The following is a 12,739-nucleotide window of genomic DNA, read 5'->3' on the forward strand; positions in this document are numbered from 1 at the left end:
GCCGCCCATCCGGCGGGCCTCGCCGCCGACCTCGCCCACACGCACCCCGTCCCATCCGCGTCGAACTGCGCCGGACCACACCGCGGCCCCGGCGTCAGCCTCACCCTACTCAGCATCAAGTGGAACTGAAACAACGCACGAATTCTTAAGGTGGAGCGGCTAGTTGGGCGTCTCTCGGAGTGTGCGTCCGGCCCCCGGGAGGGGCTGTTCGGCCCAGATGACCTTGCCCTCCGAGGTGTACCGGGTGCCCCAGCGCTCGGCGAGTTGGGCGACCAGGAACAGGCCGCGACCGCCTTCGTCCTCGGCCGCCGCGTACCGCAGGTGCGGTGAGGTGCTGCTGGTGTCGGACACCTCGCAGATCAGATTGCGATTACGCAGCAGGCGCACCCCGATCGGGCCGCAGGCATGGCGGATCGCGTTGGTGACCAGCTCACTGAGGATCAGCTCGGTGGTGAAGACCGTCTCCTCGTCCATGCCCCACCGCGTCAGTTGCTCGGTGGCTTCGGCGCGGGCGCGCGAGACGACCGTGGGGTCGCAGGGCAGTTCCCAACTGGCGATCTGGTCGGCGTCCAGGACCTTGGTGCGGGCGACCAGCAGGGCGATGTCGTCGCTCTGCCGGGCGGGCAGCAGCGTCTCCAGCACCGCCTCGCAGATCTCCTGCGGCGTGCGGTTGGGGCGCGCCAGCGTGCCGCGCAGGATCTCCAACCCCGTCTCGATGTCCCGTGTGCGGTCCTCGATGAGGCCGTCGGTGTACAGGACCAGGGTGCTGTCCGCGGGCAGGTGCAGTTCAGCGGCTTTGTACGGGTGCCCGCCGACTCCCAGCGGAGGCCCGACGGGGACTTCCGGGAAGTCCACGCTGCCGTCGGGACGGACGACCGCGGGCGGCGGATGGCCTGCCCGGGCCAGCTGGCAGTTGCCGGTCACGGGATCGTAGATCGCGTACAGACAGGCGGCGCCGACGACCGCCGCCTCACCGTCCTCGTCGGCCGCCTCCTGGTCGATGCGGCCGACGAGTTCGTCAAGGTGCCCGAGGAGTTCGTCCGGCGACAGGTCGAGGGCGGAGAAGTTCTGCACGGCGGTGCGCAGCCGCCCCATCGTGGCCGCGGCGTGCAGGCCATGGCCGACCACGTCACCGACCACCAGCGCGACCCGGGCGCCCGGCAGGGAGATCACATCGAACCAGTCACCACCCACTCCCGCCTGGGCGGGCAGGTAGCGGTAGGCGATGTCGAGCGCGTCCTGGCTGGGCAGGGCCCGCGGCAGCAGACTGTGCTGCAAGGTGACGGCCATCGCGTGCTCTCGCGTGAACCGGCGTGCGTTGTCGATGCACACCGAGGCGCGGGCCGCCAGCTCTTCGGCGAGGGACAGGTCGTCGTCCTCGAAGGGCTCGCTCTCCCGCGTCCGCCAGAAGTTGACGATCCCCATCAGTACGCCGCGGGCCTTGAGCGGAACCGTGATCAGCGAGCTGAGCCCGTAGTCGAGCACCGCCTGGGTCTCTTCCGGCTCCTGGAGGCGCCAGCCCTCGGCGGACCGCAGGTCCGGTACGAGCACGGGGTGCCCGCTCAGGAAGCCGTCCGCCTGCGGAGCGGATGAGGTGAACGCGACCAGCTCCCCCACCCGGTGCAGGGGATGGTCCTCCCTGGCGCCATGCAGGGCGACCCGGCGCAACTGCGCCGCGTCGCTGCCCACCCGTACGTGCGGCTCCTCGCCGCGCAGGACGGGGTCGGCGAGATCGACGGTGGCGTAGTCGGTGAACTGGGGGGCGGCCACGTAGACGAGTTCCTCGGCGGTGCGCTTGATGTCGAGGGTCGTGCCGATGGCCATGCTCGCGTTGTACAGCAGGTTCAGACGGCTGCGGGCCACCTCGGCCTTTCCGGCGAGCGCGCGCAGTTCGGTGGAGTCCCGCAGCGTCGCGACGCTGCCGCGCGGGCCGCCGCGACGGTCCGTCGGCCGGTTGTTCACCGCCAGTAGCCGGTCTCCTACGGGCAGCAGCTCATCGGTGGCGACACGGCGGGAGGCCAGCAGGTCCGCCATCCTGGGATCGAGGCCCAGGCTGCTGACCCGGTGTCCCTCCACGTCCGGTGGCAGCTCGAGGAGCCGACGCGCCTCGTCGTTGGTGAGCAGGATCCGGCCGTCGCCGCTGACGATCACCACGCCCTCGCGGACCGCGTGCAGCACCGCGTCGTGGTGCTCGTACATCCTGGTCATCTCGTCGGGGCCGAGGCCATGGGTCTGCCGCCGCAGCCGCGTGCTGACCAGCGCTGTTCCGGCCGTCGTCAGGAACAGCGCGGCGGCTCCGGCGCCGAGCACGACCGGCAGCTGCCGGTCGACCGCGCTGCTGACGTTGGCGGCCTTCATCCCGGCCGAGACCATGCCGACGACCCCGCCGTGGGCGTCGAAGATCGGGACGACGACCTGGACCTCCTCACCGAGGGGACCGTGCACGGTCTCGGTGGTGGTCCGGCCCTGCAGCGATGGCCCGATCGTGCCGACGAACTTCTTCCCGATCTCCTCGGGCTTGGGGTGCGTGTAGCGGATGCCCTGCCGGTTCATCACGACGATGAAGTCGACCCCGCCCCGCAGGCGGGCCGCTTCGGTACGCGGCTGCAGCACCGCCGAGGGATGGGGACCGCGCAGGGTGTTCACCAGGCCGGGGGAGTAGGCGAACGCCTCGGCAGCGGCCAGCGAACGGTCGCGCGCGGCCTGGAACCTGTCGCTGCGCGACTGCAGCAGCAGCGTCGCCACCGCGGCCACCACCAGCAGCACCACGATCAGCACCTGGAGCACGAACATCTGACCGGCGACACTGCGGATGCTCGCCACCGGCCACACACGTCGCGCCGACGCCGCCCGTGAGCCGCGGCGCCGTTCTCGCCGCTCACGTCGGCTACCTGGGTGCCGACCGGAGAACCAGCGGCCCGAGGGCCCCCAAGAGCGGCCCCGCTTTCGGGCCATACCCCATGTCTACCCCGACCTTCCCGGCGCCGCGAACGATACGCGCCATGCGTTGACCTGTCTCGACCCCTGGCCACGCCGCGATGCGGGCGTTCTCTCCCCCGTCAGGGGGGCGCCGGGGTGATCTTGGAGCGCGGCGGCGGTCTGGCATCTCGGCGGTCCGACACGACCACTACACACACGCGCTCGTGCGGCGAACCCGCCTGGTGGTGGGGTAGATGGCCGGGCCACTGGGTCCAGGGCCCGTCGGCGTCCACAGCAGTTCGGGGCCATGCCCCCGGTGGACCGCTCGCAGGTTGGTGCCCCGAGAAAACCTGCATGCAGAAGGACGAGGGGCTGGCCTGCGGCTTCCTGCTGGGCGGCTCATCGTGGAGGGGCGGTTCCACCCCACGACGAGGGGCGGGGCCCGGTGATGGCGGCTGCGAAGAGGTCACCGACTACCGTTCGCGACGCTGGAGCCTCCTTCGAGCAGGCGACTACTCTGCGCGCCGTTACGGTGATCATGGCTGCTGTGGTGGCCTCACGTTCTTGTTCGGCTTTGGGAACGTGCGGATGCTGGCGCTGCGCTTGGGTGTGCCCACCTGGGTGGCACCTCTGGTGGCCCCGGCCGCGGACCTGTCGGTTTCGAGTTCGGCGCGGAGCTGGGGGACGAGCATGAAGCGCGGGGTGCGGTACTTCGGGGCGACCTTGCCGCCGCGGGTGCGGCAGGTGCTTCCGGCGGGTGCGGAGCAGGTGGGTCAGCCGAACTGTTCGATGGCGGCGGCGCTCGGCGCAGCCACCGCTTCCTGTGCCAGCTCGGCAGTGGCTGTTGCGGTGTCGCTCAGGCCGATCCGGAGGTGCTCGACGTGGTACAGGGCCTGGTCGAGTAGTTCGCAGACGTGGTTGTCGTAGAGGGAATAGACCACCGAGCGGCCTTTGCGGGTGCCGACCACGAGGTCAAGGTTGCGCAGCAGGCGCAGTTGGTGGGAGCAGGCGGACTGCTCCATGCCGACCTCGGCGGCCAGCTCGGTCGCCGGGAGCGGGCCCTCGCGCAGCCGGGCGAGGATCAGCAGCCGGGAGGGGGTGGCCAGCGCCTGCAGCGTGGCGGCCACCTTCGCGGCGTGGTCAGCGGTGAGGCGGGTGCGCGGGACCCGGTCGGCGGGGGGAGCTCCATGACCCATGCGCCCATCGTACGCGGCCGGATGAACGCATGAATCAATGTTCATGCGTTCCTGTTACGGTGGTGGGGTTGGACGCTGTCCGCTCACGGCTGCGCAAAGGACCCCTGTTTCGATGTCTTCCACCCTCACCCGCCCGGCGCCCGCTGGCGACGCGGCCGTGCGCGACGCTGGGCCGCCGCGGCGGCGCACGAAGGTCTTCGCGCTGCCCGAAACCCGCTGGGCCGCCGCGGCGCTGGCGCTATTCCTGATCGGACTGCCGCTGTACCTGCTCGGGGCGCCGGCGTGGGCGTGGGGGCCGCTGTTCGCCCTCACCTACGCCACCGGCGGATGGGAGCCCGGCTGGGCCGGCTTGCAGGCCCTGCGGGAGAAGACGCTGGATGTGGACCTGCTGATGGTCGTCGCGGCGCTGGGGGCGGCGGCGATCGGGCAGGTGTTGGACGGCGCGCTGCTGATCGTCATCTTCGCTACTTCCGGCGCCCTGGAGGCGATCGCCACCGCCCGCACCGCCGACTCGGTGCGCGGCCTGCTCGACCTCGCCCCCACCACCGCGACCCGCCTGGCCGACGACGGCACCGAGGAGACGGTCCCCACCGAGCAGCTGGCCGTGGGCGACACCATCCTGGTGCGCCCGGGTGAGCGGATCGGCGCCGACGGCCGCGTCCTGGACGGTGCGAGCGAGGTGGACCAGGCCACCATCACCGGCGAACCGCTTCCGGTAGCCAAGGAAGCCGGGGACGAGGTGTTCGCCGGCACCCTGAACGGCACCGGCGCGCTGCGGGTGAAGGTCGAGCGCGACCCGTCCGATTCGGTGATCGCCCGAATCGTGGCCATGGTCGAGGAAGCCTCCGAGACCAAGGCCCCCACCCAGCTGTTCATCGAAAAGATCGAACAGCGCTACAGCCTCGGCATGGTCGCCGCCACGCTCGCGCTGTTCGCACTGCCGCTGCTCTTCGGCGCCGCGCTACAGCCCACCCTGCTGCGGGCGATGACGTTCATGATCGTGGCCTCCCCGTGTGCGGTTGTGCTGGCCACCATGCCCCCGCTGCTGTCCGCCATCGCGAATGCCGGACGGCACGGCGTGCTGGTGAAGTCCGCCGTGGTGATGGAGCAGCTGGGCCGGATCGACGCGGTGGCGCTGGACAAGACCGGCACCCTGACCGAGGGCACCCCGCGGGTGACCGACATCCGCCCGATGGCCGCCTCCGGCCTGAGCGAGGAGGAGCTGCTGCGGATCGCGGCGACGGCCGAGCACCCCAGCGAGCACCCGCTGGCCCGCGCGATCGTGGACGCCGCCCGCACCCGCGGCCTGGCCATCCCGCTGGTGGAGGACTTCACCTCCGCCCCCGGCACCGGCGTGACGGCCACCGTCGAGGGCAAGGCGGTAGCGGTCGGCAGCCCCGCCCGGCTGCTGAACGGGCGTACCGGGCACGCGGCCGCCGTGGTGGCCGCCCGGCTGGAGGACGAGGGCCGTACCGCTGTCCTGGTCGAGATCGAGAACACCCCGGTCGGGGTGCTGGGTATCGCCGACCGGCTGCGCGAGGAGACCGCCGCCACCGTCACCGCCCTCACCGGCCTGACCGGAACCGCGCCGGTGCTGGTAACCGGCGACAACCCGCGCGCCGCCGCCCGCCTCGCCGAAGAGGTCGGCATCACCGACATCCGCGCCGGCCTTCTCCCGCAGGACAAGGTCACCGCCGTCCAGGAACTGGAGCGGGCCGGACGCAAGGTGCTGGTGGTCGGCGACGGCGTCAACGACGCCCCCGCACTCGCCGCCGCCCACACCGGCATCGCCATGGGCCGGGCCGGATCCGACCTCGCCCTGGAGACCGCCGACGCCGTCGTGGTCCGCGACGAACTCGCCACCATCCCCACCGTCGTCGCGCTCTCCCGCCGCGCCCGGCGCCTGGTGGTGCAGAACCTGGCCATCGCCGCCGTGTTCATCACCGGACTGGTCATCTGGGACCTCGCCGGGACCCTCCCGCTGCCGCTTGGTGTTGCCGGGCACGAGGGCTCCACCGTCATCGTGGGCCTGAACGGCCTGCGCCTGCTGGCCGACGGCGCCTGGCGCCGTGCCCGCAGCGGGAACGGCCAGTGAGCCGCCGCGGCCGCAAAGCCGCCCCCGCGAATGCGGGGGCGGCCCGCTGCACGGTCACCGTCTGCCGCGGCTGCTGCTGCGGCACGGCCAAAATCCCCGGCCTGGACCACCCCGCCCAGCTCGACCAGCTCCGCTCATCCCTCGCACAGCTCGCCCAGGTACGCATCACCGGCTGCCTGGACGCTTGCGAGCACGCCAACGTCATCGTCATCCAGCCCTCTGCCGCAGGACGCGCGGCCGGCGGTCGGCCCGTCTGGCTCGGCCTGGTCAACGACCGCGACGCCGCCAACGACATCGCGGCCTGGGTCGAAGCCGGCGGGCCGGGACTTGCCGACCCGCCCGGCGTCCTCGACCTGTACGCCTTCACCCCGTCCCGCCGCATCCGCCAAGCCGTCGAACCATGACCCGACCGATCCGGTAACCGCGTCACCACAGGTGCAGATGGCTGTGGCGCAGGCCGTAGACGACCCGGTTGCCCGTCCTTGCGGGTGGTGCTGAGCAGGCGGCGCCGTCATTGAATCCTGGGCCTGGTTCAGGCGGCCGTGCTCAAGTCGGCGGCGGCCAGATCCTGCTCGCGCAGCGGCGCGAAGTCGCCGTCCAGCTTGGGGTCGTGTGCCTCGGGCTGGATGCCGAGTTCGTGTGTGGAGTATTCGCCGAACCGGTTGATGTGCTCGGTCAGGTACGGCGAGATGTGGGTCAGTTCCTCCGGCTCGATCGTCCAGCCTCTTCCAGCAGCTGCCGCACGATCTTGGGACCTACCCCCGCAGGCGCGGGGAGCACTCGGCCACCTGGAGTACGAGGGTTTCATCCTCGGGACCATCCCCCGCAGGCGCGAGGAGCACCCGGGCCCGAACCCATTTCCATAAACTATAAATATAAAAATGCTATGCTTCGAGCGTGAGTCGTCAAGACACCGCTCCTGGCGCGTCCGCCGCCATCGGGGCAGCCCTCTACGGCCTGGCCACCAGGGCCGCCAGACGCCTGCCCCGGGACATGAGCCTGACGTCCGCCGCCACCCTGGCCACGCTGGACCGGACAGGCCCGCGGCGCATCACCGATCTGGCCGCGGTCGAGGGCGTCACCCAGCCCGCGATGACCGCCCTGGTCCGGGTGATGGAGGAGTCCGGCCTGGTCGAGCGGCGGGGCGACCCGTCCGACAAGCGGGTCACGCTGGTGTGCCTGACCGAGGCCGGCGCCTCCTATGTCCGGACGCGGCGCCAGGCGGGCGTCCACGCGTTCGAGCGGTTGATCGGCGAGCTCACCGGCGACGAGGTCGAGGCGCTGGTGGCGGCCCTTCCGGCGCTGAAGCATCTGGCAGAGCTCGAAAGCCAGGGCCGCGAAGGGCCGAAGCAGTGACCGGGCAGCCGGTCGGCGGGGTCGCGGTGAAGGCGTTCCCGGTGGCGCGTTCCGAGGCGCGGCTGCTGGTCCCCGCCCTGATGTTCATCGCTCTGGTCGTGGCGGCGGTCGCCAGCCTCGGGACGCCGCTCATCACCAGCGTGGCGACCTCGTTCCACGTCTCGCTCGGCAGCGCGCAGTGGACGCTGACCGTCGCGCTGCTCAGCGGCGCCGTCGCCACGCCGGTCCTGGGCCGGTTCGGAGCCGGCCCGCACCGACGGGCCGCGATCCTCGCCACTCTGGCGGTCGTCGTCGCCGACAGCGCGCTCACCGTGCTGCCGCTGCCGTTCGCGTGGTTGCTGGCCGGCAGGGCGGCCCAGGGCGTCGGGCTTGGGCTGACGCCGCTGATGATGGGCGTGGCCCGGGACCACCTCCCCGAGGAGCGCAGCGCGGCCGTGATCGCCCTGATCTCGGTGGTCTCGATCATCGGGGCCGGCGTCGGCTACCCGCTGGCCGCACTGCTCGCCGAGCTCGGCGGGGTACGAGCCGCCTACGGCCTCGGCCTGGTCGTCACCGCCGCCGCCCTCCTGACCGCGTGGCGCTCCATGCCCGAAGCCCCCGAAGGCCGCTCCGCCCACGTGGACGTGGCAGGCGCGGTCGTCCTGGCCGCTGCGCTGCTCCTGGTGCTGTTCCTCGCAGGCGAACGGAATCTGTGGAGCCGGCACCTCGCCGTGGCGGCGGGCCTCGCCGTCGTCGCGGTGGTGCTGCTCTGCGTCTGGGCCGTCATCGAGCTGCGCAGCACGACGCCCCTGGTCGATGTGCGGGCGGTGCGGCACCCGGCGGTCGCCGGGGCGAACCTCGCCATGTTCGTCGGCGGGATCGGCATGTACCTCCTGCTCACGCTCATCACCCGGTACGCGCAGACGCCGCACGGCGCCGGCTACGGCTTCGGGCTGACGACCTTCGTCGCCGGGCTGGTCCTCATCCCGTTCTCGGTGCTGGGGTTCGTCGCCGGCAAGCTCACCCCGCGGGTCCGGACGCGGATCGCCGACCCCTTGCTCCTGGCCGGCAGCGCCGTCGTGGTGGGCGGCGGGTTCGCCCTGTTCGCGGCGGCCCGGTCGGACCTGGCCGAACTGTTCGCGGCGATGGGCGTGCTCGGCTTCGGCGTCGGCGGTTTCTCGGCCGCGATGCCCGGCGTCATCCTGGCCGTCACCCCCAAGAGCGAGACGTCGAGCGCCATGAGCTTCAACTACGTCGTCCGCAGCGTCGGGTACTCCCTGGGCAGCGCCATCGGCGGCCTGATCCTCGCCGCGGGCACCGGCCCCGGCCACCTCTTCCCCGACGACAGCGCCTACACCACCGCGGCGCTGGTCGGCATCGGCGCCATGGCGATCACGACGCTGACAAGCCTCGCTCTCGCCCGCCGACGCTCGTCCGAGACCAACTCGTAAGTCAGATGCACTCATCCCAACACTGGAGGTTCCGTGCCCAAGGGCTACTGGGTCAGCGTCTACCGCACCATTTCGGACCCTGAGAAGCTGGCTGCCTATAACAAGCTGGCCGGTCCGGCCGTTCGGGCCGGGGGCGGGCGGCTCCTCGCCCGTGACGGTCGGGTCGCCGCACACGACGCCGGAATCGCCGAGCGCACCATCCTGATCGAGTTCGACAGCTTCGAACAGGCCGTCGCGGCACGCGAGAGTGCGGCCTACCAGGAGGCGCTGGCCGCGCTCTCCGACGGCGTCGAGCGCGACTTCCGCATCGTCGAAGGCATCGACTGACCGAGGTTCAGTCGGATCTTCACTGAAGGACGCTGTCGGGAGTCTTGAGGACGGGCAGTTAACGATCGTGGCGTTGCGTCAGGCTCGTAGGAACATGATGCCCATGTTCCCGGGGAGCCCGATATATCCCTCCAGCCCCAGCCCGGATCGGAGATCCCGCCGCTGACCGCGCGGGTCGCCCGCGCCAGCAACCCCACCGCGGCCAGCGCCGCGCTGCTCGCGATCGCCGTCGCGCTGGTGCCTACCCTGTGGCTCGCCGTGGCGCTGGCTGCGGTTATCGGACTGTGTGCGGGAGTCTTCGGCAGTCTGGGCAACGCCCTCATACAGACGGCGGCGGACCCGGCCTATCTTGGCCGGGTCACCTCCGTTGGCCGCCCCACGCCTGCGCGAGCGGGATCGACGCCTGGGCGCTCGTCGAAGCAGGTCGCAGGGCTGTGAGTGGAACCGCCGGGCAGCTATAACACGATCCGGCGGAAAAATATCTGTGGTGGCCACGTGAGAAATCGTCGCGGCGCGCGAGAAATATTCCTGGGGTGACAGGCCGTGCTGGATTATTTACCGGGCACGGGCCGCGTCGACGTGCTACTGTCGTTACCGGTTGCAGGTGTGGTTGCCAGACGGTTTTTCCGGCGGCTGATCATCACGGCGACATGGAATGCGCGCAGGGCGTTTTCCTGAGACCGTCCCCGAGGAGAAACAAAATGGCTACTGGCACTGTGAAGTGGTTTAACGCGGAAAAGGGCTTCGGCTTCATCGAGCAGGACGGCGGCGGCGCCGACGTCTTCGCCCACTACTCGAACATCGTCGCCCAGGGCTTCCGTGAGCTGCTGGAAGGTCAGAAGGTGTCGTTCGACATCGCGCAGGGCCAGAAGGGCCCGACGGCTGAGAACATCGTTCCGGCCTGACACACCGGCACTGACGCATACTCCGCAGCTGGGGCCCGCACCTTGGGGTGCGGGCCCCAGCTCGCATCATTCCCAGGGTGATTCGACCCTGTGATTTCCGGCTCGTTCTCGCGATTCTCAGCGCCGCTTGTTCTGCTGCGGGAATTCCTTGATACGCGCCCGCATCGAGGAAGGTTCCGCATGAACCACACACGTACCACTCGCGCACGCACCAATCGCCCCTTCGACCGCTTCGGAGGGAGTGCCGCTGCGGGCCGCTCCGGCGTTCAGCGCCGCTCCAACCGTTCCGGAATCCGACAGTCCGCGCAGGGCGAGTTCACCTTGCCGAAGACGGTCACGCCCGCGTTGCCCGCTGCCGCGTCGTTCGCCGACCTGGCCATGCCGGCTCCGTTGCTGGCCACGCTCGGCCGTGAGGGCGTGACTGTGCCGTTCCCGATCCAGGCGGCAACCTTGCCGAACTCCCTGGTCGGCCGTGACGTACTCGGCCGCGGCCGCACCGGCTCGGGCAAGACTCTCGCCTTCGGCCTGGCGGTACTGGCCCGTACGGCCGGCCAGCGTGCCGAGCCGCGCCGCCCACTGGCCCTGATCCTCGTTCCCACCCGTGAGCTGGCCCAGCAGGTCACCGACGCGCTCGCTCCCTACGCCCGCGCCGCGTGCCTGCGGCTGGCCACCGTCGTCGGCGGAACCTCCATCGGCAGGCAGGCCGGGGCGCTGCGCGCCGGCGCGGAGGTGGTCGTCGCGACGCCTGGTCGGCTCAAGGACCTCATCGACCGGGGCGAGTGCCGGCTCGCCGACGTCGGCATCACGGTTCTCGACGAGGCCGACCAGATGACCGACATGGGCTTCATGCCCCAGGTCACCGCCCTGCTCGACCAGGTGCGCCCTGCCGGACAGCGGCTGCTCTTCTCGGCCACCCTGGACCGCAATGTCGACCTGCTGGTCCGCCGCTACCTCACCGACCCGGTGGTTCACTCCGTCGACCCGCCGGCCGGTGCGGTCACCACGATGGAGCACCACATACTTCACGTGCACGACGCGGACAAGCACCGTACGACCACCGAGATCGCGGCCAGGGACGGCAGGGTCATCATGTTCCTGGACACCAAGCATGCCGTGGACCGGCTGACCAGGCACCTGCTGAACAGCGGTGTCCGTGCCGCGGCCCTGCACGGTGGCCGGTCCCAGCCGCAGCGCACCCGGACCCTGGCGCAGTTCAAGGACGGTCATGTCACGGTCCTGGTGGCCACCAACGTCGCGGCCCGCGGCATCCACGTCGACAACCTCGACCTGGTCGTCAACGTGGATCCGCCCAGCGACCACAAGGACTACCTGCACCGTGGCGGCCGTACGGCCCGCGCCGGCGAGTCCGGGAGCGTCGTCACCCTCGTCACTCCCGGCCAGCGGCGCGGTATGAGCCGACTGATGGCCTCGGCCGGCATCACCCCGCACATCACCGCGGTCCGCTCGGGCGAGGCGGAGCTGAGCCGCATCACCGGCGCCCGGTCGCCCTCCGGCGTCCCGGTGGTCATCACCGAGTCCACCGTGGAACGCGCCCGCCGCGCCTCTTCGCCATCGCGGAGCCGCCGGGGCCGCTCCGCCGGCGCGAGGAAGCGCCGCAGCGCGCAGCGGCGGCCCGGCAACGAGTCGGGCGCCTAGCTCTGGCGCGGCGTCCGGACAACCGCGGTCTCCCTGGGATCGCCATGGTCAACGAACCGAACAGCTCTCACCGCAGGAGGCACCCTTGACGTCGATCCAGACGCAGTACCCCATGATGGACCCTGCCCCCGTGCCCGTGACCAGCGGCAGCGAGACGGATGGACCTCGGGTATGCGACGACATGACCGTCGAGGTGGCTCTGGCCGTCATGGCGAGCGCCCGTGTCGAGTACCTGATCGTGTGCGACGGGGATGACCAGAGCACGGACTCGGTCACTTTCGCTCAGCTCGCGATCCTCCGCGACAGCCCCACGTACACGGACCGGATCCGTCTGCGGGACGTCCTTGACGGATCGCTCCCCAGGCCGGACACCCGCCCCGGCGGCGTGGGTGAGCACGGCCGAGTCCCGAGCCTCCTCGTCCTCTCCCACTGATCCGGCTCGCCCGGACAGCCCGGTTTCCTTCCCCCGCGACTTCTCCCCTGGGAGGCATCATGCGCTGCGTCATCGCCCAGTACCCATTCGAGCTGACCAAGGCCGGGGTGCTGGCCTCGATGAAGGGCGTCAGGCCCGAGCTCGTCACGGGAGCGTCCGTGACGATCGGCCGCCGCCGCTACCCCGTCAAGCAAGTGGGCCAAGTCATCACGCGACAGGACCCGCGTGACTTCACCACCCGCGAAGTCACCCGAACCATGACGCGCCTGGGATTCACCTGTCACGACCGTCCCGAGGTCGCGCCGGTAGACGCGGGTGGTGCCATCCGCTCTGGACCCCGCCAGCCCCGCCGGCCGGCACCGGCCCCCTGATCCTGTGAGGACGGGCGAGGTGAACGCCCTCAGGAGCCCGGTGGGGCCGAG

The 12,739-nt window shown here is 71.0% G+C and carries 12 protein-coding genes and 2 pseudogenes; 10 read left to right on the plus strand and 4 right to left on the minus strand.

Annotated features, from left to right (window positions below):
• Positions 1-159 precede the first annotated feature (159 nt).
• From NON19_RS03200 to NON19_RS03205, 3 genes and pseudogenes are all read right to left on the minus strand, one after another.
• On the minus strand, positions 160-2,955 hold the full coding sequence (locus NON19_RS03200) for a SpoIIE family protein phosphatase (protein ID WP_372513977.1): 2,796 nt from the start codon (positions 2,953-2,955) through the stop codon (positions 160-162).
• A gap of 500 nt (positions 2,956-3,455) precedes the next feature.
• Positions 3,456-3,638 (minus strand): annotated as a pseudogene (locus NON19_RS33890) (hypothetical protein); the annotation flags it as partial.
• Between the two features lie 54 nt (positions 3,639-3,692).
• On the minus strand, positions 3,693-4,115 hold the full coding sequence (locus NON19_RS03205; RefSeq protein WP_255924986.1) for an ArsR/SmtB family transcription factor: 423 nt from the start codon (positions 4,113-4,115) through the stop codon (positions 3,693-3,695).
• Positions 4,116-4,227: 112 nt separating this feature from the next.
• Here NON19_RS03205 and NON19_RS03210 point away from each other — a divergent pair, with 112 nt between their 5' ends.
• Together NON19_RS03210 and NON19_RS03215 are read left to right on the plus strand one after the other, a co-directional pair.
• Positions 4,228-6,210 (plus strand): heavy metal translocating P-type ATPase, encoded by a 1,983-nt coding sequence (locus NON19_RS03210; RefSeq protein ID WP_255924987.1) that lies wholly within the window; start codon positions 4,228-4,230, stop codon positions 6,208-6,210.
• The gene (locus tag NON19_RS03215; RefSeq protein WP_255924988.1) at positions 6,207-6,614 is read left to right on the plus strand and encodes a (2Fe-2S) ferredoxin domain-containing protein; all 408 of its coding nucleotides are present in this window, start codon (positions 6,207-6,209) and stop codon (positions 6,612-6,614) included. The genes NON19_RS03210 and NON19_RS03215 overlap by 4 nt, the downstream gene beginning before the upstream one ends.
• Positions 6,615-6,742: 128 nt before the next feature.
• Here the strand turns inward: NON19_RS03215 and NON19_RS03220 are convergent, their stop codons facing one another.
• A complete protein-coding gene (locus tag NON19_RS03220; RefSeq protein WP_255924989.1) occupies positions 6,743-7,018 on the minus strand; it encodes a transposase in 276 nt (91 codons plus the stop codon).
• A gap of 185 nt (positions 7,019-7,203) precedes the next feature.
• On the opposite strand from NON19_RS03220, the gene NON19_RS03225 reads away from it, so the two are divergent.
• From NON19_RS03225 to NON19_RS03260, 8 genes and pseudogenes are all read left to right on the plus strand, one after another.
• Positions 7,204-7,566: a MarR family winged helix-turn-helix transcriptional regulator gene (locus NON19_RS03225; protein ID WP_308213646.1), complete on the plus strand. Its 363-nt coding sequence runs from the start codon at positions 7,204-7,206 to the stop codon at positions 7,564-7,566.
• Positions 7,563-8,996, plus strand: a complete 1,434-nt coding sequence (locus tag NON19_RS03230) for an MFS transporter (RefSeq protein WP_255924991.1) — start codon at positions 7,563-7,565, stop codon at positions 8,994-8,996. Before NON19_RS03225 ends, NON19_RS03230 begins: the two co-directional genes overlap by 4 nt.
• A 33-nt stretch (positions 8,997-9,029) precedes the next feature.
• A complete protein-coding gene (locus tag NON19_RS03235; RefSeq protein ID WP_255924992.1) occupies positions 9,030-9,323 on the plus strand; it encodes a DUF1330 domain-containing protein in 294 nt (97 codons plus the stop codon).
• A 219-nt stretch (positions 9,324-9,542) separates the two neighbouring features.
• Positions 9,543-9,692, plus strand: a pseudogene (locus tag NON19_RS03240) (MFS transporter); the annotation flags it as partial.
• Between the two features lie 332 nt (positions 9,693-10,024).
• Complete coding sequence (locus NON19_RS03245) at positions 10,025-10,228, plus strand: cold-shock protein (RefSeq protein WP_069815976.1); 204 nt, start codon at positions 10,025-10,027, stop codon at positions 10,226-10,228.
• A 180-nt stretch (positions 10,229-10,408) separates the two neighbouring features.
• Complete coding sequence (locus NON19_RS03250) at positions 10,409-11,884, plus strand: DEAD/DEAH box helicase (RefSeq protein WP_255924993.1); 1,476 nt, start codon at positions 10,409-10,411, stop codon at positions 11,882-11,884.
• A 112-nt stretch (positions 11,885-11,996) separates the two neighbouring features.
• Positions 11,997-12,317, plus strand: a complete 321-nt coding sequence (locus NON19_RS03255) for a CBS domain-containing protein (RefSeq protein WP_255925025.1) — start codon at positions 11,997-11,999, stop codon at positions 12,315-12,317.
• Between the two features lie 59 nt (positions 12,318-12,376).
• Complete coding sequence (locus NON19_RS03260; RefSeq protein WP_255924994.1) at positions 12,377-12,688, plus strand: SCO5918 family protein; 312 nt, start codon at positions 12,377-12,379, stop codon at positions 12,686-12,688.
• Positions 12,689-12,739: the final 51 nt, after the last annotated feature.

Origin of the sequence: Streptantibioticus rubrisoli, assembly GCF_024436055.1 — a bacterium.
GTDB lineage: Bacteria > Actinomycetota > Actinomycetes > Streptomycetales > Streptomycetaceae > Streptantibioticus_A > Streptantibioticus_A rubrisoli.